This window comes from Pseudoalteromonas sp. S3260 (genome assembly GCF_005886925.1).
GTDB lineage: Bacteria > Pseudomonadota > Gammaproteobacteria > Enterobacterales > Alteromonadaceae > Pseudoalteromonas > Pseudoalteromonas tetraodonis.
In genome coordinates, this window is sequence record NZ_PNCV01000036.1 from 14,203 (window position 1) to 38,272 (window position 24,070).

General features: G+C 39.7%; 21 protein-coding genes and 1 tRNA gene. 12 read left to right on the forward strand and 10 right to left on the reverse strand.

Translation table 11 applies throughout. The features are described from left to right. Positions 1–157 precede the first annotated feature (157 nt). Together CWC14_RS06880 and CWC14_RS06885 are read left to right on the forward strand one after the other, a co-directional pair. A complete protein-coding gene (locus CWC14_RS06880) occupies positions 158–1,231 on the forward strand; it encodes a sensor histidine kinase (RefSeq protein ID WP_008110465.1) in 1,074 nt (357 codons plus the stop codon). Then, positions 1,228–2,052, forward strand: a complete 825-nt coding sequence (locus tag CWC14_RS06885) for a LytR/AlgR family response regulator transcription factor (protein ID WP_008110464.1) — start codon at positions 1,228–1,230, stop codon at positions 2,050–2,052. The genes CWC14_RS06880 and CWC14_RS06885 overlap by 4 nt, the downstream gene beginning before the upstream one ends. A 62-nt stretch (positions 2,053–2,114) precedes the next feature. On the opposite strand, the gene pyk is transcribed toward CWC14_RS06885, so the two are convergent. Further along, positions 2,115–3,551, reverse strand: coding sequence for a pyruvate kinase (gene pyk, locus CWC14_RS06890; RefSeq protein WP_008112452.1), 1,437 nt, complete (start codon positions 3,549–3,551; stop codon positions 2,115–2,117). Positions 3,552–3,901: 350 nt separating this feature from the next. On the opposite strand from pyk, the gene gnd reads away from it, so the two are divergent. Continuing rightward, positions 3,902–5,275, forward strand: a complete 1,374-nt coding sequence (gnd, locus tag CWC14_RS06895; RefSeq protein ID WP_013464864.1) for an NADP-dependent phosphogluconate dehydrogenase — start codon at positions 3,902–3,904, stop codon at positions 5,273–5,275. A 66-nt stretch (positions 5,276–5,341) separates the two neighbouring features. Here gnd and ansA read toward each other — a convergent pair whose 3' ends face one another. Then, positions 5,342–6,352 (reverse strand): asparaginase, encoded by a 1,011-nt coding sequence (gene ansA / locus CWC14_RS06900; RefSeq protein WP_008112456.1) that lies wholly within the window; start codon positions 6,350–6,352, stop codon positions 5,342–5,344. Positions 6,353–6,422: 70 nt separating this feature from the next. Then, positions 6,423–8,288, reverse strand: a complete 1,866-nt coding sequence (sppA, locus tag CWC14_RS06905) for a signal peptide peptidase SppA (RefSeq protein WP_008112457.1) — start codon at positions 8,286–8,288, stop codon at positions 6,423–6,425. Between the two features lie 322 nt (positions 8,289–8,610). Here sppA and CWC14_RS06910 point away from each other — a divergent pair, with 322 nt between their 5' ends. From CWC14_RS06910 to bamJ, 6 genes are all read left to right on the forward strand, one after another. Then, positions 8,611–10,572, forward strand: a complete 1,962-nt coding sequence (locus CWC14_RS06910; protein ID WP_138562040.1) for an oxidoreductase — start codon at positions 8,611–8,613, stop codon at positions 10,570–10,572. 395 nt (positions 10,573–10,967) lie between these two features. Beyond that, positions 10,968–11,516: an NAD(P)H nitroreductase gene (locus CWC14_RS06915; RefSeq protein ID WP_138562042.1), complete on the forward strand. Its 549-nt coding sequence runs from the start codon at positions 10,968–10,970 to the stop codon at positions 11,514–11,516. A 203-nt stretch (positions 11,517–11,719) separates the two neighbouring features. Continuing rightward, entirely contained in the window at positions 11,720–12,097 is a 378-nt protein-coding gene (locus CWC14_RS06920) for a hypothetical protein (protein ID WP_024601029.1), read from the forward strand. A gap of 88 nt (positions 12,098–12,185) precedes the next feature. Further along, positions 12,186–12,276: transfer RNA gene (locus tag CWC14_RS06925), tRNA-Ser, on the forward strand. Between the two features lie 114 nt (positions 12,277–12,390). Next, positions 12,391–12,714, forward strand: coding sequence for a hypothetical protein (locus tag CWC14_RS06930; protein WP_138562122.1), 324 nt, complete (start codon positions 12,391–12,393; stop codon positions 12,712–12,714). A 69-nt stretch (positions 12,715–12,783) separates the two neighbouring features. Then, positions 12,784–13,401, forward strand: coding sequence for a BamJ family beta-barrel-assembly machinery protein (gene bamJ, locus CWC14_RS06935; protein ID WP_008112467.1), 618 nt, complete (start codon positions 12,784–12,786; stop codon positions 13,399–13,401). An 89-nt stretch (positions 13,402–13,490) separates the two neighbouring features. On the opposite strand, the gene CWC14_RS06940 is transcribed toward bamJ, so the two are convergent. Next, positions 13,491–15,890 carry a TonB-dependent receptor gene (locus CWC14_RS06940; RefSeq protein WP_138562044.1) on the reverse strand — a complete coding sequence of 800 codons (2,400 nt, stop codon included), beginning with the start codon at positions 15,888–15,890 and terminating at the stop codon, positions 13,491–13,493. A 151-nt stretch (positions 15,891–16,041) separates the two neighbouring features. Then, positions 16,042–16,431 carry a YkgJ family cysteine cluster protein gene (locus tag CWC14_RS06945; RefSeq protein ID WP_008465669.1) on the reverse strand — a complete coding sequence of 130 codons (390 nt, stop codon included), beginning with the start codon at positions 16,429–16,431 and terminating at the stop codon, positions 16,042–16,044. Positions 16,432–16,639: 208 nt separating this feature from the next. Here CWC14_RS06945 and CWC14_RS06950 point away from each other — a divergent pair, with 208 nt between their 5' ends. The 3 genes from CWC14_RS06950 (at position 16,640) to CWC14_RS06960 (ending at position 18,282) form a co-directional block, all read left to right on the forward strand. Then, entirely contained in the window at positions 16,640–17,065 is a 426-nt protein-coding gene (locus CWC14_RS06950) for a tetratricopeptide repeat protein (protein WP_008112472.1), read from the forward strand. A gap of 164 nt (positions 17,066–17,229) precedes the next feature. Beyond that, complete coding sequence (locus CWC14_RS06955) at positions 17,230–17,658, forward strand: hypothetical protein (protein ID WP_008112473.1); 429 nt, start codon at positions 17,230–17,232, stop codon at positions 17,656–17,658. 27 nt (positions 17,659–17,685) lie between these two features. After that, positions 17,686–18,282: a DUF1287 domain-containing protein gene (locus CWC14_RS06960; protein ID WP_138562046.1), complete on the forward strand. Its 597-nt coding sequence runs from the start codon at positions 17,686–17,688 to the stop codon at positions 18,280–18,282. 114 nt (positions 18,283–18,396) lie between these two features. Here the strand turns inward: CWC14_RS06960 and yfaE are convergent, their stop codons facing one another. From yfaE to ubiG, 5 genes are all read right to left on the reverse strand, one after another. Next, positions 18,397–18,669, reverse strand: a complete 273-nt coding sequence (gene yfaE / locus CWC14_RS06965) for a class I ribonucleotide reductase maintenance protein YfaE (protein ID WP_076919572.1) — start codon at positions 18,667–18,669, stop codon at positions 18,397–18,399. Beyond that, positions 18,669–19,799 carry a class Ia ribonucleoside-diphosphate reductase subunit beta gene (gene nrdB, locus CWC14_RS06970; protein ID WP_138562048.1) on the reverse strand — a complete coding sequence of 377 codons (1,131 nt, stop codon included), beginning with the start codon at positions 19,797–19,799 and terminating at the stop codon, positions 18,669–18,671. The genes yfaE and nrdB overlap by 1 nt, the downstream gene beginning before the upstream one ends. Before the next feature lie 73 nt (positions 19,800–19,872). Then, entirely contained in the window at positions 19,873–22,155 is a 2,283-nt protein-coding gene (nrdA, locus tag CWC14_RS06975; protein WP_013464874.1) for a class 1a ribonucleoside-diphosphate reductase subunit alpha, read from the reverse strand. A 411-nt stretch (positions 22,156–22,566) separates the two neighbouring features. Then, positions 22,567–23,247: an HAD family hydrolase gene (locus tag CWC14_RS06980; RefSeq protein ID WP_008110153.1), complete on the reverse strand. Its 681-nt coding sequence runs from the start codon at positions 23,245–23,247 to the stop codon at positions 22,567–22,569. Further along, entirely contained in the window at positions 23,247–23,957 is a 711-nt protein-coding gene (ubiG, locus tag CWC14_RS06985) for a bifunctional 2-polyprenyl-6-hydroxyphenol methylase/3-demethylubiquinol 3-O-methyltransferase UbiG (protein ID WP_138562050.1), read from the reverse strand. The genes CWC14_RS06980 and ubiG overlap by 1 nt, the downstream gene beginning before the upstream one ends. Positions 23,958–24,070: the final 113 nt, after the last annotated feature.

The following is a 24,070-nucleotide window of genomic DNA, read 5'->3' on the forward strand; positions in this document are numbered from 1 at the left end:
TGTTTAACGTAACCACTAAACCAGAACTGAACATCCATCCTGTATTTATTTAATTTATTGTTTGCGATAGGGCTATTAAAAAGTAAGACAGTTGGTAGTGCTATACCTGACGATAAATCGATATAATAGTGATAAATTTACAAGGTAATAATTAATTTTGAATTGGCAGTCTTTAATTGATAACAGACAACGTTTTTTCTGGCTTTTGCAAATTGCAGGCTGGATAGGTTATGCGTTAGTTAACTATATTGGTTCTAAAGTATTCGAAATGCGTGATATTTACGTATTCGTTATTTTACTAAACGCCTATGCGGGCTGTTTAATGACTGTGCCTCTGCGTTATATTTATCGCAAAATTTGGAATGCCTCACCTTGGGTATTAATTATTGTTGTATTTGGCGCCTCTTATATAACCGGTACATTATGGGCCGTGGTGCAAAAGTTTAACCTGTGGGAAATTTATCGCCACGGATACCGTCCTGAAGAATGGTTTTATTATTTACAACAAGGACTTGATTCTGTTTATATTATTTTGTGTTGGAGTGGTTTGTACTTTGGGGTTAAGTATTACCAGTTATTACAAAGTGAACGTCAAAAAGCCTTAAAAGCGACCACAATGGCGCACGAAGCGCAGTTAAAAATGCTTAGATACCAGCTAAATCCTCATTTTTTGTTTAATACGCTCAATGCAATATCAACCTTAGTTTTGGTAAAAGAAAATAAAGATGCTAACTTGATGGTATCTAAATTGAGTGACTTTTTACGCTATACGCTTAATACTGATCCAATTAAAAAAGTGCCGCTGGAGCAAGAGTTACATGCATTAATGCTCTATTTAGAAATTGAACGTGTACGTTTTGATGAGCGCTTACAAGTTAATGTGGACGTGAGTGAGCAGGCCAAACAAGCATTAGTGCCAAGCTTAATATTACAACCGATCATCGAAAATGCCATTAAGTACGCCATTGCCCATATGTCAGAAGGTGGTGTTATTGATATAAAAGCGCAAGTTTTTGCTAATGAATTATTACTTGAAGTGGGCGATAATGGGCCTGGCACTGATATTGAAAATGGTCAGTTAGTTAATGCACAAGGCGTAGGTGTGGCAAACACCCGAGACAGATTAAAAACGCTCTACGAAAATAATTACTCGTTTGTATTATCACATAATACGCCAAGTGGATTAAAAGTTAATCTGCGAGTCCCGTTTGAGAAGGCTGTGAAAAAATGACAAGAATAAAAACGCTTATTGTTGATGATGAACCATTAGCACGTAAAGGTTTAGCCGTCAGGCTTGAAGAGTTTTCTGATATTGAAGTGATCAAACTGTGTAGCTCAGGTTTTGATGCGATTGAAAGTTGTAAAAACGAAAAAATTGATCTTGTCTTTCTTGATATTCAAATGCCTGGTATGAACGGTTTTGAAGTCGCACGTGCTTTAAGTGAAAGCAGTAAAGATTTACCTGCCATTGTGTTTGTTACGGCGTTTGATCACTTTGCTGTTAAAGCATTTGAAATTCATGCTTTAGATTACATTTTAAAACCCGTTGATGATAACAGATTAAAACAGGCGGTAGAAAAAGTGCATACCTATTTAAAAACTCAGCAGGATAACGCCCATAAGAAAAAACTAGCGAGCTTCGTAGCAGGGATAACAGGCAATAACTGCGAAGAAATTTTAAAGAAATTAGCCACAGGCGATACCCTTACAGATCGTCGTTATCCTGAGTCATTGGCCGTAAAAGAGCAGGGCGAAATTGTCAGAGTACCCGTTGCTACTATACAGTGGGTAGATGCGGCAGGTGATTACATGTGTCTGCATTGCCAAGATGGGCAAACGCATATATTACGTAAAACTATGAAAGAGCTTGAACAAGAATTAGATCCAAGCTTATTTGTACGTGTTCATCGCAGCGCGATTGTTAACACCAAACAAATTAGCAAGCTGGTAACTCAGGTTAGTGGTGAATATTTATTAGTGTTAGATAACGGACAAGAGCTTAAAGTAAGTAGAAGTTACCGTGATAAAGTAAAAGCAGCACTGGCTAGCTAACTTTAATAAATAACATAAAAAAACGCGAGCTTTTAGCTCGCGTTTTTTTATGTGCGTTACAGTTACGAAACCGTGACTATTTTCATCGTGTTGGTTGCACCAATCGTTTCCATCGCATCACCGTGGGTAATAATCACGGTATCGCCTGCTTGTAAAGAGCCTGCGGCTACAAGTGTGCTTAATGCATCTTTAACCATGCTATCTTTTTCACATTTTGTAGAGTCAAAAAATACAGGGTAAACACCACGATACAGTGCTGTTTGACCTAATGTACTTGCATGACGTGAAAGTGAATAAATAGGCAGTCCAGAGCTAATACGCGACATCAATTTTGCCGTACTACCTGACTCAGTAAGGGTAATAATCGCTTTAACAGAGTCTAAGTGGTTAGCTGCATACATAGCTGATAAGGCAATTGATTCGGCATTAGAAGAAAAACGGCTGTCTAAACGATGTTTAGAAACGTGTGTTTCTTTTTGGGATTCAGCACCTAAACAAACACGCGCCATAGTAGCAACGGTTTCTTCCGGGTAATCACCAGCGGCTGTTTCAGCAGAAAGCATCACTGCATCTGTGCCATCAAGTACTGCATTGGCAACATCCATAACTTCTGCACGTGTTGGCATAGGGTTATCGATCATCGATTCCATCATTTGCGTAGCGGTTACAACGGTACGGTTCAATGAACGGGCGCGACGAATAATGAGTTTTTGTTTACCCATTAGTGCAGCATCACCAATTTCAACACCTAAGTCGCCACGGGCAACCATAACAGCGTCAGACGCTAAAATAATGTCATCAACTGCTTCTTGTGTTTCTACTGCTTCAGCACGCTCAATTTTAGCTAAAAGCTGTGCATTAGAGCCTGCAGCCTCCGCAAGTGAACGCACATAACGCATATCATCGCCACTGCGAGGAAAAGAAACCGCAATGTAATCAACGCCAATTTCAGCAGCAGTGATTAAATCTTCCTTATCTTTTTCCGTAAATGCAGGTGCCGTTAAGCCTCCACCTAAACGGTTAATCCCTTTATTATTAGAAAGTACGCCGCCAACAGTCACAATGGTATGAACTAAGTGACCTTCAACACTTTCTACGGTGAGTTGAATTAAGCCATCGTTTAAAAGCAATAAATCACCAGGGGCAACATCTTGTGGTAGCTCTTTGTAGTCAATACCGACGGCGTTAATATCGCCTTGGCCTTTTTCCATTTTGGCATCAAGAATAAATTTTGCACCAACAGATAAGGTCACTTTGCCTTCTTTGAAGGTTGAAACGCGAATTTTTGGGCCTTGTAAGTCAGCGAGAATCGCGATGTGCTTACCAAGTTTAGTTGCAATATCTCGAACAGCTTGTGCACGGTCTTTATGATCTTGTGCAACACCGTGTGAGAAATTTAATCGAACGACATTTGCGCCTGCACGAATAATTTTTTCTAAGTTATTATCTCTATCTGTTGCAGGTCCAAGTGTCGCGACTATTTTTGTACGTCTTAACATTAAATTCTCCTGTGTGCTTTTTTTAAGCAAGTTGACGGTTATTTTGTTTTTAGCGATTACTAATAAAGAGCAATCTTTAGTTTTATGCAATTTTTATAACATTGCGACTATTATATACAAAATGAATATGTCATCATTATGACACCGGTGTCAAAGGGCGTCAATGATCTAAAAATTTAAATAGCACTGCTATTTCTTCCCCTCAGAGGGCGGTTGTTTGATATAATTGCGGCGTTTATTTTAACTGTAATAAATGCATGTAGCTTTGCTCATGGCTGCGGTCTGAGTATAATGCACGCGGTATTATTTTAATTTACTAACCAAATAGTTGTTACCGAGGAGGGCACTAAATGCAAGTTGCATTAGTAGGGTTAGGCGTTATGGGGAAAAATCTTGCCCTGAACTTGATTGAAAAAGGGATAACGCTTGTCGCTTATGACAAAAACCCAAATGCGGGTGAAGAATTACTAAGTTGTGCTAAATCACAAGGCATGGCTGATAAACTTCACATTGTCTCTGATCTAGGGGATATGGTTAGGCGTTTAGAAGCACCGCGTTCTATTTTATTACTTGTGCCTGCAGGTGAGTTAGTTGATGCGGTTTGCAACGAGCTTATTGAAGCGGGTGTTCAGTGTAGTGATATTATTGTTGATTGTGGTAACAGTAATTATAAAGACGGTATTAACCGTAAGCTCAAATACCAAGATAAGTTTGAATTTGCCACTATGGGTATTTCAGGCGGTGCTGAGGGTGCACGTCACGGTCCAGCTATGATGGCCAGTGGTTCTGAAGGCGGCTGGGAGCGTGTCGAGCCATGGTTTACAAAGGTTGCTGCAAGCTATAAAGGCGAGTCGTGTTTTGCGCGTGTAGGCCAGTCAGCTAGCGGCCATTTTGTAAAAATGGTTCACAATGGAATTGAATACGCACTCATGCAACTGATTGCAGAAATGTATCAGCTATTGCGTCACGGCACTAATCGGTCACCTAAAGAAATTGCAGAGATATTTAACGAATGGTCTCAAGGGCAGCTAAATAGCTATTTACTGTCAATCTCAAGCCATATTTTATCACTTGAAAATTCGCATAATGTGCCGCTTGTAGATTTAATTGACAATAAAGTAGGCGCAAAAGGCACCGGTTTATGGACAGCACAAAACGCCCTTGAATTAGGTATTGCGGTACCGTCGCTAGTAGCTGCTGTACAAGCTCGTCATTTAACCAATGCGTGTAATACCACTGCCGCACAAGAAATGACATACAGCGCACAAAATACCACGCAAGTTGATATTGATTTAGATGAATTAAAAGATGCGTTTACCCTTGCGAGCCTGTTGGCTTATCGTCAAGGACTTGCATTAATTAAAGGCGCTTCACGAACTCATCAATGGAAAGTTGATTTAGCGAAAACGCTACAAACATGGCGTGCAGGGTGTATTATCCGTGCTGATTACCTTGATAGTGTAGCGCAAGGCGTTGAGTTTATTGACACGCTTGAAAAAGAGTCATTAGCGATGCGTAAAGTGACTGGCCAAGCCGTTATGACGGGTCTGGCGTTTCCTGTGCTTAGTGCAACACAAACCTACTTAGCAACGCTAACAACACCAAGTAATGGGCACTTAGTTCAAGCCCAGCGTGATTACTTTGGTGAGCATGGCATTAAAACCCACAGTGGTGAAACGTGTCATTTAACTGACTTAGTTGATATTGACGCAAAAGTTCGTTAATAAAATCTAAGTAATCAAAAAGGACGCTAAGTAGCGTCCTTTTTTGTTATTCGCCTAACTGATTACTTAACGGGTCAGCTCACCACGTAGGTTATCTTGCATTAAATGGCGAATTGTTTCAATTTCTAGGTTTTGACTAAACAAGTAATGCAGCTTAGTTAAGCATGCTTCTAAGGTCATATCGTAACCGCTGATCACGCCTATGTTTAACAGCGCATTACCCGTGGCATAACCGCCCATGTTCACTTGGCCTTTTAAACATTGGGTTAAATTAGTAATGATAACACCCCGTTTACTTGCTTCATCCAGAATATCTAAAAACTCAGGGTCTTGTGGCGCATTGCCTACGCCAAAGCTTAGCAGTACGAGGGCTTTAATATTGCCATTAACTAAGCTTTTTACTACTTCTTTGCTGATCCCTGGGTATAAATACAGCACGCCAATTGCTTGCGGTGTAATAGGGGTAACTTGGAGTTCATTTTCTACATACGGGCTTAATTGCCCTTTGATCAGCTGAATATTAATACCTGAAAGCGCAAGCGGCTCTAAGTTAGGTGAGGCGAATGCATCAAACCCATCTGCATGGGCTTTAGTTGCACGATTGCCTCTGAACAACTGATTATTAAAAAATAAGCTGACTTCTGCAATGGGGTAGTTAGCCGCTAAATACATGGCATTAAGGAGGTTAACTTGACCATCTGAGCGTAATTGAGACAGCGGAATTTGTGAGCCGGTCACAATAATAGGTTTAGTTAAGTTTTCAAACATAAACGATAGAGCTGATGCAGTATAGGCCATAGTATCGGTGCCATGCAGTACCACAAAGCCATCGTAATCTTGGTATTTACTTTTTATGTCATCGGCGATGAGTTGCCAATGAGCCGGTGACATATCTGAAGAATCTATAAGTGGGCAGTATTCATGAATATCAAATAATGGCATTTCTTCACGATTAAACTCTGCGTTATTAACCACGGTTTCGGTTAAAAACCCTTCAGCAGGAATATAGCCGCGAATTGATTTTTTCATTCCTATGGTACCGCCAGTGTAAGCGATATAAATGCGTTTACGTTTCATAAAAAAAGCCCAGTAAAAAAACTGGGCTTAGTATAACGCTAACTGCTAATCAATACAGCCTGTTAAGGCACTATTGTGCAACTGTACACTCTAAACAGCGGGCATAAACACCTTGTGGATCGTTATAATCTTTTAGGTTTTCTACTTCACTGCTTAATTGTTTAATAACACTTTGCAGATTAGCTTGGCTGGCTAATACTGCTGTTTTTTGTGTTTCAAGCCCAAGTACTGATTTAACGGCGGCACTGCCGAAAATATCTTGAAGCATTTTTTCTTGTGGGCTAAGCGATTGCTTAATTGTTTTAACGTCATAGTAGTTAAGCTTTGCAAGCTCTGCAGCTGCTTTAATCGCATCTTGTTTATTACCAAGTTTATCAACTAAACCAAGCTCTTGAGCTTGAGAGGCAATCCATACCCGACCTTGGGCAATTTTATCAACTTGCTCTGGGGTCATATTACGTGCCTCAGCAACCACATCTAAAAAACGTCCATACGCTTCTTCAACACTCATTTGAATAACTTTAGCCATTTTCTCGTTAAGTGGGCGAGTGATTGAAAAACCTGCCAATTCGGTGGTCGCTACGCCATCTGAATACACGCCTATTTTAGCTAAGGTATCTTCAAATGTCATAAAGGTACCAAATACGCCAATTGAACCGGTAATTGTACTCGGCGCTGCCCAAATTTCATTGGCCGCCGATGCAATCCAATAACCGCCTGATGCAGCTACTGAGCTCATTGATGCAATAACGGGTTTACCAGCAGCTTTAAGTGCAAGTACTTCAGCACGAATTACTTCTGAGGCAAACATGCTGCCACCGCCTGAATCTATACGTAAAACCACCGCTTTAACCTTGTCATCAAGTCGCGCTTTGCGAAGTAGGGCTGCAGTTGAATCACCACCAATTTCACCAGCACGGCGTTCACCATCAACAATAGTGCCTTTAGCAACCACAACAGCGACTTTTTCAGTCATAGGGTTATCAAACTCAATAGGCGGTTTTACTAAACTTAAGTATTCACCAAAAGAGACTTGTTTGAATGTTTTTCCATCTTCATTTTCTCCAACCAATTCAATTAATTGTTGGCGAATTTGCTGATTGGTTTTTAATGAATCAACCCATTGGTTATCCAGAGCATACTTACCGGCATCACCATTAGCGGCTTGCATTTTAGCTAAATAAACATCCATTGTTTCATCAAAGTTTGACTCATCAAAAGGACGCACAGCACTAACGTCTTGCTTATATTCATTCCATAAAGCACCAAGCCATACGCGGTTTGCTTCTTTAGCTGCCTCTGACATATCGTTTCTGATAAACGGTTCAACGGCCGATTTAAAGGTACCTACACGGAATATATGCTGAGTGACTTCTAACTTTTCTAATGCGTCTTTGAAGTAAAGCGGATACATACCGTAGCCTTCAATAAGCACACTACCATAAGGATGCATCGCAATTTCGTCTGCATGCGCGGCAATGTAATATTGTGCTTGGGTGTAGTAATACCCTGAGGCAATCACTTTTTTACCAGTTGCTTTAAATGTTTCAAGTGCCTGCGTAATTTGTTTGAGCTTATTTAAATGTGCTTTTGGCATTTCTTGTAAATCAAGCAAAATAGCGCTTATACGCGAGTCTTGTGCTGCTTCATTAATTACTTCAACTACATCGTCGAGCAATATTTCACTGGGTGAGTCAGCACTGGCCGTTGCATCATTAATAGCGGCTTCAACAGGGTCTATATAGGTTTTTTCTTCGACAATAGGGCCATTAAGGTTAAGTCTAAGAACAGAGCCCTCTTCGACAATAATTTTATCACCGTCACTTGATACCGATACGATAAAAATGACGACCAAAAATAAAAACAATACGTTGAGTATTAAACGACGTGAGAAGTTGATCCCCGTCCATATACCTTTAAATACCTTTGCTATCAAAATAGCTCCTTAAATTGGTACAGCTAAAACGTTATTGCCATCTTAGCGTAGAATATAAATAAATTTAACTGCTAAATCGTAACGAAACATTTATAAATTCAATTACACTTGAGATTAAACACGTGTTTATTTAATAAATAATTATTGAAATTATGGCTGTAGTCACTACTTTTAACTCACGCTATTGGTCAAGATAAACGCAGTCAACAGGTTTTAAGTTAAAAAATTATTAAGTTTAATCTGCTCATATATTGCTTATTGTTGGTCATTAAAGCAGAATTGACTAAATGCACACAGGTTAGACCAGTTATTGGGGCACAGGATGTTAGAACAAAAATTAGAACTAAAACACACACAATTACGCAACCGTTTAGTAATGGGATCAATGCATACCGGCCTCGAAGAGGGATGGCATAATCGTAAACGCCTACGTGCTTTTTATGAAGCACGTGCTAAAGGTGGCACAGCAATGCTCATTACGGGGGGATATAGCCCTAATCTTCGCGGCAAGTTAACGCCTATTTCATCATCATTTAATAGTTATTATGATGTTTTTAAACACCGTGCTTATACGCAAGCTGTTCATCAACATGGTGGTAAAATTTGCCTGCAGTTATTGCATGCTGGGCGCTATGCCTATCATCCATTCAATCAAGCCCCAAGTGCGATAAAAGCACCGATCAACCCTTATAAACCTAAGGCTATGTCTTTAAGTTCAATTAAAAAAACCATTAAAGATTTTGCTCACTCTGCATATTTAGCAGAAAAAGCAGGTTACGACGGCGTAGAGGTGATGGGCTCTGAAGGTTACTTAATTAATGAATTTATGGCACCGCATACAAACAAACGAGACGATGAGTTTGGTGGCAGTCTTGAAAACAGAATGCGTTTAGCTGTTGAGATTGTAAAAGCAGTAAGAGCTAAAGTTTCAGATAAATTTCTAATTATTTTTAGACTGTCTGTTATCGATTTAATTCCGAATGGCTCAACTCCTGAGGAAGTAACACAACAAGCTATTGCACTTGAAAAAGCAGGTGTTGATATTTTCAATACTGGCATTGGTTGGCATGAAGCACGGGTACCGACAATTGCAAGCATGGTACCCCCAGGCGCATTTAAAGAAGCGTCAAAGAGGTTGAAAGATGTCATTAGCGTGCCTGTTATTGCGGTAAACCGCATTAATACACCAGAGATTGCCAATGATATTTTAACGGCGGGTGAGGCTGATTTAATCTCTATGGCGCGTCCATTATTAGCTGATCCTGAATTTTTTAATAAATACGCGGCTAAGCAATCTGAGCATATTAATATTTGTATTGGTTGTAATCAGGGTTGTTTAGATCATGTATTTAAAGGTAAACGTGCCACGTGCTTAGTTAACCCACAAGCGGGTTTTGAACTTGATTACCCTCTAGAAAAAGCCGCAATAGCTAAAAATGTTTTAGTGGTTGGAGCGGGTCCTGCTGGGCTTTCTTCAAGTTGCTACTTAGCGCAAAAAGGTCACAATGTAACGCTTATTGACCAAAAGCAACATATGGGTGGGCAATTCAATTTAGCTATGCAAATACCTGGTAAAGAAGACTTCAATCATACATTAGCTTACTTTAGTAATGAACTTAAGCGTTTAAACGTCACCATTGAATTAGGTAAAGCATTTAGTGACAGTATGCTAGCTGAGTTTGATGATGTGGTATTTGCCACGGGTGTAAGACCACGTGAAGCTACGATTAAATGCAGCGATAATAAGCGTGTATTTGCTTACGATGAAGTTATACGCGGTGAAGTAGAGCTGGGTAATTCGATTGCGATTTTAGGCGCAGGCGGTATAGGTTTTGATATGGTGGCATTTTTAAGCGAACATAAATCACAAAGCATCAGCGACTTTAAAACCCAGTGGGGCATAGAGTGTGAACCTCAGCCGCATAAAGATGAACGTCAACTCTATATGCTAAAACGCAGTGCAGGGCGCTTTGGTGGTGACTTAGGTAAAACTACTGGTTGGATCCATCGTCAAGTTGCCAAACAACATGGTGTGAAACAAATTGCCAATTGCCAATACCATCGTTTTGATAAAAACGGCCTAACCATTAGTGTTGCTGGTGAAACTCAAGTACTGCCAGTCGATACGGTTATTGCCTGTATTGGTCAAGTGTCTAACGACGAGTTATTTAAGGCACAAGCAGAGGACGCCAAGGTTCATGTTATTGGTGGCGCTAAACTCGCTGCTGCTATTGATGCCAAGCGCGCTATATTTGAAGCTTTACAAGTTGCACGCAGTATTTAATATGCAATTTAAGTAAGTACACGGGTCTGATTATTTTTTAAAGATAGTTAACTTTTAATCAGACCCTTATATTGTTGTTTTTTACCTTACCCCATTCCTTGTATAGCTAATAAATACGCTATTGCGATTTTCAATGGTGCCTCGGCTACAACGCTTAACTGGCAAAATTAAATCGATAAAGCCTCTCATTAGTTCGACCTAATTATTTACATGCAAAAGGCGAGCGTCACTTTGTAATGGTACAAATACACGGCTATTTGGGTTGCGATATTATTTGTGTACTTTTTTAACCTAGGTACTTTCTTGATAAGCAAATAATAACAGCGGGGTGCCCATTATATTTTAACCTAAGGGTTTCAATGGTATGCTATTGTTTTGTCTTTTGAGTAATTATAATGGATGCTATTGAGCTTTTATTAACCCGCCAGTCAGATGCAAAACTGACAGAGCCAGGCCCTAATGAAGAACAACTAAACATTATTCAGCAGGCTGGGCTCAGAGTTCCTGATCATGGCTGTATTGCGCCTTGGCAATATATTATTGTTCAAGGGGATGCACGTCATAAGTTAGGTGAAATTTATTATCAAAGCGCTTTGGCCGAGCAGCAAGCTGAAAAAGTAATTAATCGTGCTAAAGAGTTACCCCTTAGAGCACCCATGATTATTATTGCCATTGCAAAATATCAACAACATCCAAAAGTACCAAGAATAGAACAAGTTCAAAGTGCAGGCTGTGGCGTGCTGGCTATGCAACAAGCCGCATTTGCACAAGGGCTTGGCGGTATTTGGCGCACAGGTTACTTTGCACAAAGCCCCAGTGTTAAACACGCGCTTAACTTAAATGATGATGATGAAATAGTGGGTTATTTGTACTTAGGGACGCCAGCAGTTGAGTGTAAAAAGTCACCGCGCCATAAACCAGAAAACTTTTTTAGTTTTTTGTAGCAATAGGATGAACTTTTTATATTCAATATAGTCATAATTCATTAAGTTAATCGTGTTACACTACCGCGGTTAATATTGTAGCTGCGAGAAGCGCACGGAAGCACCATACGCAATAAATCTTCTTCAGTTTGTTTTTTAATCGGTTGTTTTTTGTTAATGTATGGAAAGTCTTACCAATAATAACGATAAAGAAGACGAAAATGATGGGAAATTTATTTTTACGTGAAAAAGAAAACTGGTTTGCTTGGTCAATCTGGGGTGTTGTTGGCGCGCTTGCGACATTTTATGTTGCAATGAATACACAAGCAGCTCACTTTATTGCTGCAACTGCGATGGGTGTCCTAGTACTGCTAACATGGTGGATGCAACAGTCTCGACGATTTGATTTTGGCAGAGCCTTTAAAATATGCTGCTATGTTCTATTATTCACCGTCCTACCTTCGTTTGTGTTAGTTGTGATCCCAAGTGATGATTTAAACCGCTTCGATTTAATATTTCAAAGTATTGCATTTTTAACTGCCAGCTTACTGGTGTGTTTAGTATGTTCTTGGATTGCCCGCAGACCTAAACAATATTACTAGGGTTTATGACTATCCTGATTTATTTAGCCGGTTTTATTAAAATAGGGCTTTACAAGCTAAGCGTATGATCTTATTATGCGCGCCGTACGGAGAGATGGCAGAGTGGTCGAATGCACCGGTCTTGAAAACCGGCAGGGGTTTATAGCCCCTCTAGGGTTCAAATCCCTATCTCTCCACCATTATTTAAAAAACCGCCTTATTGGCGGTTTTTTGCTATCTGGAGCTTTATTATGTCACAGTCCCCGGAGTTATCCTTTTCTAAACGTTTACTCAAGCACATCCTGCTATGGACTGTGTTTGGTTATTGTTACCAAAGTGCCATATCGTTATTACAAAAAATGGCCATTGATGCATACCCAAATAATGCGCTGATGATGACTTTCTTATATGGCATCGGGTTTAATATTTTATCCGGGCATTTAATCACAAAATACGATAATTATTGGCCTGTATGGGGCGCGTTTTATATTGGCATTATCGGTTTAGTAGCTGTGCCTCTTTTACTGGTCGGTGTGGCTGGATTATTGTCGATGAGCTTACTTGTTGGAATTTTGCTCAGTTTGCCTGTGTGTACCTTTGCTATTGGTTTAATTAAAGAAAAACTCAATAAAAACTAGCACCAAACGGCTTTTATTTTGTGATAGCATATACGGGTCTTTTAACTAACAAAACGTGAATAACACATTATGTCAGATAATTTTACTACAGATGCTGAAAAAGCAAGTTACGGTATTGGCTTACAAATGGGTGAGCAACTTAAGGCTAATCCTTTTGAAGGTTTAAACTTAAATTCAGTATTTGAAGGCATGAAAGATGCGTATGCAGGCAGTGCTTTTCAAGTTGAGATCCCTGAGATCCAAGCTGCATTTGAAAAAATTAACGAAGAGATCCAAGCTCGTCGTGAAGAAGAAGCTAAAGTACTCGCTGCTGAAGGCATTGCATTTTTAGAAGAAAACGCAAAACGTCCTGAAATTACAGTAACTGAGTCAGGTCTTCAGTACGAAGTACTTGCAACAGGTGAAGGCGAGAAGCCAACTGCTGAGTCTACAGTACGTGTTGATTACCACGGTACTTTAGTAAACGGTACTGTTTTTGACAGCTCATACGAGCGCGGTCAACCTGCTGAATTCCCAGTGGGCGGCGTGATCAAAGGTTGGACTGAAGCATTACAAATGATGCCAGTAGGTACTAAGTGGCGTTTATACGTTCCTCATGAGCTTGCTTATGGTGAACGTGGTGCCGGTGCAGCAATCGCACCTTACTCAACACTTGTATTCGACGTTGAGTTACACGCAATTCTTTAATTAGAACGTACATAACATTTTAGTTATGAAAAAACCGCATTCATTAATATGAATGCGGTTTTTTATTGGCTCATTAAACTGATCTTTGTTTAAAAGTAGCCTCTTACTCCAAATTGGAAGTTACGACCAGGAAGTGGCGCGGTGTCTTTAATAAACGAGCTGTGTACAAAACCAAGTTCATCAGTAATGTTATCAACACTTAGGTAAAGCTGTGTGTCAACGGCACCTAAATCAAGCTGATAATTGGCTTGTAAATCAATCAATGTATAGCCATCTGTTGCTGTTTCGTTTGCACTAATATCATTTTGCTCAAAATAATGTGTTCCTGTTAAGGTAAATTGTGCGCTACCTAGGGTGTATTGCAGTTCTGAACCCAATTTATTAGCAGGAATGCGTGGTAAATTTCCTTCATTATCTTTTAGTTTGGCGCGAGTAGAATCACCAAATACTTTTACCATGGCGCTGGGGTTTATTTGATAATGTACATCAAATTCAAAACCATACAGCTCAGCATCTTTACTTGTGAACTGATAAACATCAATTGCGTCACTGTGACCAATGGCAGCAGGTTCAAAACCATCCATTTCATCAAACACTAATCCTGTGTTTTGCTGATAATAAAAGTTTTTAATGTCGTTATAGAAGAAGTTGACAGTGTAACCAAAGTCTCCACTAAAGCGACGTAAACTAATATCTAGATTAGTTGATGTTTCTTGTTTAATTTCTTCAGGCTCAAAATGCGCTTCGTTACCTTCAATATGGTAACCCAAACCAAGTTCGTAAGTCCCGGTAGCAATATGCACACCATTAGAGAGTAGCTCCGCTGAAAGTGGTGCACGCTCTGAATGTGACAAACTAACGGCTAGGTTGTGACTTGGCATATACTCCCAAATCGCACCTGCTGAGGCACTTAGATTAGTAAAGCTTTGGGTGTAGTTAACAGTTTCATCTGCTGATGCAGGTTCGTCATCATGGCTATGCTGATGCGTATCTACATCACTTTTTATCTCATAATCTTCTAAACGGGCGCCAAGTTCTACGGTGACGTCACCAAACTTGCGTTCTTCAAGTAAATATAGCGCATGAGTGGTAGTGATACTTGCAGGTGTAAAGGCTTCTTCGCCAATCGCGTCATAATCAGACTCACTATAGTGATAGCCAATCATGCCATGCCATTGGCCTAATTGATGCTCTACGTTTAAACGTGCTTCAGTGGTTTCATTACTAAAAGTGGTGCCAATAGCGCCGTCTTCAATTTCACTATGGGTATAGTCTGTGTAACCAAGACGTAGGTTGATTGACTCAATCCAGTTATCATGAAATGCATAACTTACCAGCCCCTGCCAACGGTCTTGTTCTAAATGAGCATAAACAGGTGTTTCTGCATGTTCTTCACCTTCGTGTTCTTCATGCTCGCCTGCTTCTTCATGTGCATGATCGTGTTCATGATGAGCATGTGAATGGCCTGGAATACCATAGTCTGTTTCGATATTACCGTATGAAAATCCAACGGTTAAATGCTCACCCACATAGCTAGTACCAAAATTAACTGTTTCACTGTCTATAAAGGTATTTTCAACTGAAGTAGCTGTTTCTTCATCGCCTTCAACATGTACTTCACCTTCTTCATGTTCATCTGGTAAATTAAAACGAGGTGTTTGGTAATCATCACCGCTGCGTTTAGTACCATCAAAATGGAAATTAAAGTTATCGCTGCCAGTTTCTAGTTTTGCTGCGAATGTATTCGCATTTGAAACTGTATCGTGTGTGTATTGTGCTGCCCCAGATAAAGAGTCAATGTTATTGGTTGGAATACGGTTATCAACCACATTCACTACACCGCCAATAGCACCAGAGCCATAAAGTAGGGTGCTTGGGCCACGTAACACTTCAATTTGCTCTGCCGCTAGGCTGTCACTTGATGTAGCGTGATCAGGTCCAATGCGAGACGCATCGCTGCTATCCAAACCATTTTGAGTAATTTTAACTCGAGGACCACCTAGGCCGCGAATAATCGGACTTGATGAAACAGGGCCAAAATAACTAGCATTAACGCCAGGTATGCCTTTAAGTGTCTCACCTAGCGTCGGCTTAGCTTTATTTTTTAGTTCATCCCCTGATAGTACGCTCACAGGTGAAATCATTTCTAAACTATTTTTATGCAGGGCCGAGGCATACACAACGACAGTTTCAACCGAAGACGGCTTTAATGTAACAGTAATTGTATCGTCTACATTCTCAAGCGATATACGTGAATCGATGTAGTTATCTTTACTAATGTGTAATTGGCTTTTAGCATCTATGTCGATACTAAATTGACCTTGTTCATTGCTTTTCACGCTTTGTGATTTTCCGTGAACATGAATAGTTGCATTAGCAATAGGTTGTTTTTTTGAATCTGTTACTGTGCCGTTAATCGTTGCTGCTAGGGCAGAGTTAGAACACAAAACAGACAGTAGCGCTGAGGATATGAGTGTTAACTTTGTCATAATTACTTCGAATCGTGGTTGTTATGTTGTGATATAATATAACACTACAAAATGGCATCATCAACAATGTTATACTATAACTTTTAATTTTGCGTTGAATAACACAAGAGAGCGATAAATTTAATTTAGCACGGTATTATTACAGTTAAATTTAGGAGCGGCTGTCTATCATCAGTATGTCTAACTTTTTTTGTGCTTTGAAAGGATTTTGTTTATCGATTGGTTCAAGCATTTCACAGTCATCGTTTATCATTTCTGAAATTAAGCTTGGGTAGTGTCGGCAATCTTGAGGACGGTCATGGTAAATACTGCATGTATATTTATCTTTTTCTTGTGGATATTTTTTACTGCTAAGTACTAAAAATGGGCATTGCGTTAATTGCTCGCCTGTTTTGGGATCAAACCATAACTGATCGTTTTTAACATATTGAAATATTTCTGGGTTGAATAACGCCCACATTTCAATTTCATCCTGATTTGTATCTAAATCTGCCGCACCATATTTAGTGCAGCATTTACCGCATTGATTGCAATTTTGCATAGGGTAGGTATTTACTATTGCGACTTAAATTAAGCGTTAAGTGTAGCACTGTAATATCCAGTTTTTTAAATTAAACCTCTGTTTTTATCGCTTATAATACTTTTGTAACAACGCAGCGCTTAATAATAATGTACTATTAGGGAATATATTTCCAATACGATGCCTTTAATAAATCAAAAAAGGCGCGTTAATAAGGTAGCAATTAATTATGAATACTAAAGTATACAAAGCGGTTCACGATTTGGCGGAAAAGCTGATGGCAGCGGCTAATAAAAATGATACTAAACAGTTTGAATCTTTATATGCTGAGCTAAAAGCTATTTGTATTGAAAACGAAAATACAGCGAAAGATCACCCTGTTCAGTGGGAAACATTGGCTGATTTCACCGAAGAGCTAGAAGAAGCTATTGAGACTTACGAAAAAGCGTTACAGAAGTCGATAGAAATTAATAACAAAGATCATATGTCGTCTGTTGCCTTTTCTATGGCTACTTTACAGCTTGAGCTGGGTGATAAAGAAGCGGCAATTAAAAATCTGCAAGATGCTAAAATCAGTGCGAATAAAATTGAAGACAAAGAATTAAAATCAGAGATCCATGAGTTATTAGAATCTTTGGTTGAAGAAGAAGGCTAGGCAATTTTATAGCCATTATTAATAATCAGCGTCACTAATAATACCATCGGCGCTTTTTTATTGATAAAAGCAAATTCTTCGTCATTAAATATTTATGCTTAAGTTAAGTCACTAAGCAAATTTTTTGGAGAAAACATGCTAGCGCAAATAGAACAATGGATTGTATGTTCATCAAAGAATATGCTGTGATACATTTGTTAGCGAATTTGCTGACTTTTTACCCGCATGAATTTTTGAAAACTGCATTTTATGTGGTTGTTGAACACATTCCCAAGCCTGACTTTGCTGGTTTACGTGAAATTGGTTTAAGCGATTTTATTGACATGGATGTAGCAGGGATCACCTATAAAAACACTTATTACATATTACCTCATGTTGCGCGGAATTTAAGAGTGCATTTTCATGAGCTGGCTCATGTAGTTCAATGGCGCGAGCTCGGTGCTCACGCTTTTATTATGCGCTACATCAATGAAATCCAAACCTGTGGTTACAATGATGCTCCGCTTGAAATAATGGCCTATGCACTTGATGCGCACTTTACCAGCAATGGAAATAAATTTAATATTTCTGACTATATTACTCAACAGTTTTAGTTAATAAATATTATAAAAGGAATTTATATGTCGCGCTTTGTGCTCTATTTACTAGCTTTATTTGCCCTTGATGTAAAGGCAGCCGATTTCAATCATGATATTGTCAACGCATTGATACACAGAACAACGCAACAAGTAACTTACGATGGCGCCTATTATAGGCTTGAATACCCAGGTGGCGATGTGCCCGCTAATATTGGTGTGTGTACTGATGTTATAATTAGATCGTATCGACAGCTTGGTATAGATTTACAAAAGTTAGTACATGAAGACATGCAGGCCAATTTTCGCGCATATCCTTCTAAGCGTATTTGGGGATTAACCAAGCCAGATAAAAACATTGATCATCGACGTGTACCTAACTTAGGGGTTTACTTTGAGCGCCATGCTCAAGTGTTAACTAAATCGCCTAATGCAGCAGATTATAAAACCGGTGACATAGTCACTTGGATGCTGCCAGGCAATTTACCGCACATAGGTATGGTCGTTAATCAAATAGCGCAGGACAGTGGTCACCCGCTTATTGTGCACAATATTGGTCGCGGACCTGAAATGAGCGATATGCTTTTTGCTTATACAATTACGGGTCATTACCGATTTGTGCCTGCAAAATATTCAGAGTAAATAACACTGTACTAGTAGGCGTGTTTGAGTTTAAAAACACGGCAAACAGGTTTGGTACAAACCTAGCTGTTATATATTATTCTTGTGCTGTTAAATACGCTTAATGTGAGTTAGTTACTTTAAATTAATACTGATATCACCATTTGGTTTGCAGCAACACAGAAGTATTTCACCATCGCGAACAAACGCTAACGGCTCTTCATTGTAATTAACTTCACCAGAGACAAGTGTTGCTCGACACGCACCGCAATATCCCTCACGGCATTGGTAAGCGGCATCAATCTTATTCGATTCTAGGCAATGCAAAAGAGAAGGGCAGCCAGCGGCAAAATCAATGCGCTGGCTGTTATCTGCAAGCGTGATACTTGCAGTGGTTCTATCAGTCATTATAAATCAAAGTCACCAAATTCATCGGCATCTACTTGTGAATCAATCTGACCAACTAAGTATGAGCTTATTTCGGCCTCTTGAGGAGCAACTTGCACATTGTCAGACACTAACCATGAGTTGATCCACGGAATAGGGTTACTGTTGTTTTCAAACTGTGCAGGTAGACCAATCGCGGTCATACGCGCATTGGTAATGTACTCAACATATTGACATAGAATGTGTTTATTTAAACCAATCATCGAGCCATCTTTAAACAGGTACTCTGCCCATTCTTTTTCTTGCTCTGCAGCGTCAACAAACATTTTGATTGCTTCTTCACGGCACTGTGCAGCAACAATTGCCATTTCAGGGTCGTCTTTGCCATCTTGCATAATATTTAAAATATGCTGAGTGCCTGAAAGGTGAAGCGCTTCATCACGGGCAATAAGCTTAATAATTTTAGCATTGCCTTCCATTAGCTCACGCTCTGCAAACGCAAATGAACACGCAAAGCTGACATAAAAGCGAATAGCTTCAAGAATGTTCACTGACATCATCGCCAGATACAATTTCTTTTTCAGCTCGAATAAGTTAACCACCACGGTTTCACCATTAATGTCATGTTTGCCTTCACCGTACAGATTGTAAAGCGACACTGAGTTAATTAAATCGTCGTAATAAGTGGTTACGGCATCGGCACGTTCACTAATTTTGTCATTGCTAACAATGTCGTCAAAGATGAGTTCAGGCGCTTGAGTTACATTACGAATAATATGTGTGTATGAACGGCTGTGAATGGTTTCACTAAACGCCCATGTTTCAATCCATGTTTCAAGCTCAGGAATTGACACAATTGGCAATAGTGCAACGTTAGGCGAACGGCCTTGAACACTATCAAGTAAAGTTTGGTATTTTAAGTTACTTAAAAAGATATGTTTTTCGTGATCAGGAAGCGCTTGAAAGTCTAAACGGTCTTTACTTACGTCAACTTCTTCAGGACGCCAAAAGAAAGACAATTGTTTTTCAATCAGCTTTTCAAAAATAGGGTATTTTTGTTGATCGTAACGTGACACGTTAACGGTTTGACCAAAAAACATTGGCTCTTGCATTTGGTTATTATGATTTCTGCTAAAAGTAGTATAAGACATGTTTATCACTCAAAAAACTATCACTAAAACTATCAGGACAAAGCGGGCAAGGCGCCCGCTTTAAGTTTAACTATTAAATTTTACACGCGCCGCCTGCACAATCATCATCTTCCACTTCTGGAGCGTCTTCTTGTGCATCTGATGCGCCATCACGGGTGTTATGGTAGTACAGTGTTTTAACACCTAGCTTGTAGGCACCAAGTAAGTCTTTTAATAAGACTTTCATAGGTACTCTACCGCCTTCGTATTTATTTGGATCATAATTAGTATTTGCTGAAATCGTTTGGTCGATAAATTTCTGCATTATGCCTACTAATTGTAAGTAACCATCGTTAGATGGGATATCCCACAGTAACTCATAGCTATCTTTAAGGCGTTCGTACTCAGGGACAACTTGCTTTAAAATACCGTCTTTACTTGCTTTAACACTAATGTGGCCACGCGGTGGCTCAATGCCATTGGTTGCATTAGATATTTGCGATGATGTTTCTGAGGGCATTAATGCGCTCAGTGTTGAGTTACGCATACCGTGCTCTTTAATACTGGCACGTAACGCGTCCCAATCAAGGTGAAGTGGTTCATCACAAATTTTATCTAAATCACGTTTGTACGTATCGGTTGGCATAATACCTTGTGAGTACGTTGTTTCGTTAAATTTAGGACAGGCACCACGTTCTTTTGCCAGCTCATTAGACGCTTTCATTAGGTAGTACTGAATCGCTTCAAATGTTCTGTGCGTAAGCGCATTTGCGCTGCCATCTGAATAACGCTTACCGTTTTTAGCTAGGTAGTATGCGTAGTTAATAACGCCTATGCCTAGCGTACGACGTCCCATAGTTGCATTTTTAGCTGCAGGTACTGGGTAGTCTTGGAAATCAAGTAGGTTATCAAGTGCGCGTACCGCAAGCTCAGCTAACTCTTCTAGTTCATCTAAAGACTCAATGGCACCTAAGTTAAACGCAGATAATGTACAAAGTGCAATTTCACCTTCTTCATCATTCACGTTGCTAAGAGGCTTAGTTGGTAACGCAATTTCTAAACATAAGTTAGATTGACGGATCGGAGCCACTTTTGAGATAAACGGACTGTGTGTATTACAGTGGTCAACGTTTTGTAAGTAAATACGACCCGTGCTAGCACGTTCTTGAGCAAACATAGAGAACAGCTCAATTGCTTTAATTCGTTTTTTACGAATTGACTCGTCTTGCTCATATTTTACATATAGCGCGTCAAACTCGTCTTGATCTTCAAAAAATGCATCGTAAAGGCCAGGCACATCAGAGGGGCTGAATAACGTAATGTAATCATCTTTAATTAAACGTGAGTACATGAGTTTATTAAACTGTACGCCGTAATCTAAGTGACGTACGCGGTTATCATCAACACCACGGTTGTTTTTAAGTACTAATAAGTTTTCAACTTCTAAATGCCAAAGCGGGTAGAAAAGGGTTGCTGCGCCACCACGTACACCGCCTTGCGAACAGCTTTTAACCGCTGTTTGAAAGTGCTTATAAAACGGAATACAGCCAGTGTGATACGCTTCACCGTTACGAATAGGGCTACCTAATGCACGAATACGACCTGCATTAATACCAATACCAGCACGTTGAGAAACGTATTTAACAATTGCTGATGATGTAGCATTAATTGAGTCTAGGCTATCGCCACACTCAATAAGTACACATGAGCTAAACTGGCGTGTTGGTGTACGTACGCCCGACATAATTGGCGTAGGTAAAGAAATTTTAAATAATGAAACCGCATCATAAAAACGTTTGATGTAATCAATACGTGTATCACGAGGGTAATCAGAGAATAAGCTTGCAGCCACTAAGATATATAAAAACTGCGCGCTTTCATAAATCTCACCCGTTACACGGTTTTGAACTAGGTATTTACCTTCAAGCTGTTTTACTGCTGCGTAGCTAAAGTTAAGATCGCGAGAATGATCTAAGTACGCATCTAGCTCATCTAATTCTTGCTCTGTGTAATCAACGAGTAAATGTGCATCGTAACGTTTTTGTTCAACCATGTTAGTAACATGGTCAAAAAGACGCGGTGGCTCAAACTGGCCATAGGCTTTTTTACGTAAATGGAATACAGCTAAACGAGCAGCAAGGTACTGATAATCAGGCGATTCTTTAGAAATCTGATCCGCAGCAGCTTTAATAATCGTTTCGTGGATGTCTTTAGTACGAATACCGTCATAAAATTGAATATGCGATTTAAGTTCAACTTGTGAAACCGAAACGTTATTTAAACCTTCGGCGGCCCATTCAATAACGCGATGGATCTTATCAAGATCGAGTGGCTCTTTACGACCGTCACGTTTGCTTACAGATAACTGTTGGTTCATAGCTTTGCCTGTATTCCTTGGGAATTAAATATTTTTGACCAATGCGTGCACCTAAAAAAGCGCAGTGCCTATTCGTTTATTGTTATTTTCACCGGTTTGGTGAATTTAATTGAATAACATTTAGCCACAATATCTGGTGTTGTTCAAATTAGAGATCACAAGATAGTGTGGTCTGGTATCTTTTGCAAGGGACAGAAACCGCTCTCATTGTGGATAACGTTGGGATAACGTAATTGTGTTAGTAGACATTAACCTTTGATCATTCGGTTAAGTTGAAATTTGTAAAAATCAACTAAGGAAAGATTAAATTTACGCTTTTTTAAAATAAATTTTGTCTGCTTTTTTTATCATCAAGCTTTGCGTAAAAACTAACACAATCACAATATGTAGTGTTTATTAATTAACATGGCACTATATGTGGTTAAATGCATCTATAGGACTGTGCCAATTAAAATCCGCATTCCAAGCCAATGCCTCGTCAACACTCGGTACATATCCCCATAGTGCGGTTGCGGTGTGCATATTGGCTGCTTTACCTGCTTGAATGTCACGCTGCGCATCACCTATATATAAGCAACGTGAAGGATCTACACTCATTTGCTCAGCGCAATACAGTAAAGGAAGGGGTGAGGGCTTAGATTCAGCTAAGGTATCACCGCTTATCACAATACGTGCATTTTTTAACGCAGGAATCGCCTTGACTAAAGGATCAGTTAAAAATCCGGGCTTATTGGTCATAATTCCCCAAGGGATTGCTTTGTTATCAAGTGCGATTAGTAATTGCTCTATTCCTACAAAACATTGGGTATGGGTGGCAATGTTGGCAGCGTATTGCGTAACTAGCTCTTGTAAAAGTTGCTCTTGCGGTTGTTGCGCCCAGCTTTCTTTAAAACCAGCAGCCAATAAAGCGGCAGCACCATTTGAAGCTGCGGGTCGATATATATCACGACTCACTTCAGGATGCTGATGATTACGCAGCACAGTGTTGAGTGCGGCGCCTAAATCATCGGCGGTATCGAGTAAAGTGCCATCTAAGTCAAACAGCAATGCTTGATATTCCATTGGGGCAATGGGGATTTGAGAGCTTGCCATTACGCTAACTTCTCAAAATGCAGCATATAATTTACGCTCACATCATCATTCATTGTGTATTGCTTAGAAAGCGGGTTGTAACTTAAACCAGCACTGGCACGTACTTTTAAGCCAGCTTGCTCTGCCCATGCAATTAATTGTGCAGGTTTAATAAATTTTTTATGGTCGTGCGTACCTTCGGGAACCATTTTTAATAGTTTTTCTGCACCGACAATAGCGTATAAATAAGCTTTTGGGGTTTTATTAAGAGTAGAGAAAAAAACATCGGCCCCAGGTTTTGCTAATTTAGCCACCGCATGAATAATAGAAGCAGGGTCGGGGACGTGCTCTAACATTTCCATACAAGTGATCACATCAAAGCGCTCAGGGTGCTCATCTGCAAACTGCTCTGCAGGTACTTTTATATACTCAACGGGGACACTTGTTTCTAAGCTGTGTAACTTGGCGACAGTTAAAGGCTCTTGGCCCATATCAATGCCAGTTACTTTAGCGCCCATTCGCGCCATGCTGTGACTTAAAATGCCACCACCACATCCTACATCGAGGGTTTCTTTATCAAATAATCCTTTGGTTTTGTCTGCGATGAAATCTAATCGTAATGGATTAATTTCGTGAAGCGGCTTAAATTCGCCTTCTAAATCCCACCAACGTTCTGCGATGGCTTCAAACTTTGCTATTTCTGCGTTATCTACATTTTGATGTTCGGTCATAAAATACTTCCTCGTCAATCTGAGGCCATTATATAGGCCTAAATTGATAAATCGCAAAGTTTTGCGCCTGTAAATTAAAATTAATTGTGATAGCATGGTTACTTAGAAATAAT

Excerpts from the sequence above, each read along its gene's own strand:
- CWC14_RS06950 (WP_008112472.1), top strand. The coding sequence starts at position 16,640 with ATGAATACTAAAGTATACAAAGCGGTTCACGATTTGGCGGAAAAGCTG.
- CWC14_RS06885 (WP_008110464.1), top strand. The coding sequence starts at position 1,228 with ATGACAAGAATAAAAACGCTTATTGTTGATGATGAACCATTAGCACGT.
- yfaE (WP_076919572.1), bottom strand. The coding sequence starts at position 18,669 with ATGACTGATAGAACCACTGCAAGTATCACGCTTGCAGATAACAGCCAG.
- CWC14_RS06920 (WP_024601029.1), top strand. The coding sequence starts at position 11,720 with ATGGGAAATTTATTTTTACGTGAAAAAGAAAACTGGTTTGCTTGGTCA.
- nrdB (WP_138562048.1), bottom strand. The coding sequence starts at position 19,799 with ATGTCTTATACTACTTTTAGCAGAAATCATAATAACCAAATGCAAGAG.
- CWC14_RS06945 (WP_008465669.1), bottom strand. The coding sequence starts at position 16,431 with ATGCAAAATTGCAATCAATGCGGTAAATGCTGCACTAAATATGGTGCG.
- CWC14_RS06960 (WP_138562046.1), top strand. The coding sequence starts at position 17,686 with ATGTCGCGCTTTGTGCTCTATTTACTAGCTTTATTTGCCCTTGATGTA.
- ubiG (WP_138562050.1), bottom strand. The coding sequence starts at position 23,957 with ATGACCGAACATCAAAATGTAGATAACGCAGAAATAGCAAAGTTTGAA.
- CWC14_RS06915 (WP_138562042.1), top strand. The coding sequence starts at position 10,968 with ATGGATGCTATTGAGCTTTTATTAACCCGCCAGTCAGATGCAAAACTG.
- CWC14_RS06940 (WP_138562044.1), bottom strand. The coding sequence starts at position 15,890 with ATGACAAAGTTAACACTCATATCCTCAGCGCTACTGTCTGTTTTGTGT.
- nrdA (WP_013464874.1), bottom strand. The coding sequence starts at position 22,155 with ATGAACCAACAGTTATCTGTAAGCAAACGTGACGGTCGTAAAGAGCCA.
- gnd (WP_013464864.1), top strand. The coding sequence starts at position 3,902 with ATGCAAGTTGCATTAGTAGGGTTAGGCGTTATGGGGAAAAATCTTGCC.
- ansA (WP_008112456.1), bottom strand. The coding sequence starts at position 6,352 with ATGAAACGTAAACGCATTTATATCGCTTACACTGGCGGTACCATAGGA.
- CWC14_RS06980 (WP_008110153.1), bottom strand. The coding sequence starts at position 23,247 with ATGGCAAGCTCTCAAATCCCCATTGCCCCAATGGAATATCAAGCATTG.
- CWC14_RS06910 (WP_138562040.1), top strand. The coding sequence starts at position 8,611 with ATGTTAGAACAAAAATTAGAACTAAAACACACACAATTACGCAACCGT.
- bamJ (WP_008112467.1), top strand. The coding sequence starts at position 12,784 with ATGTCAGATAATTTTACTACAGATGCTGAAAAAGCAAGTTACGGTATT.
- CWC14_RS06955 (WP_008112473.1), top strand. The coding sequence starts at position 17,230 with ATGTTCATCAAAGAATATGCTGTGATACATTTGTTAGCGAATTTGCTG.
- pyk (WP_008112452.1), bottom strand. The coding sequence starts at position 3,551 with ATGTTAAGACGTACAAAAATAGTCGCGACACTTGGACCTGCAACAGAT.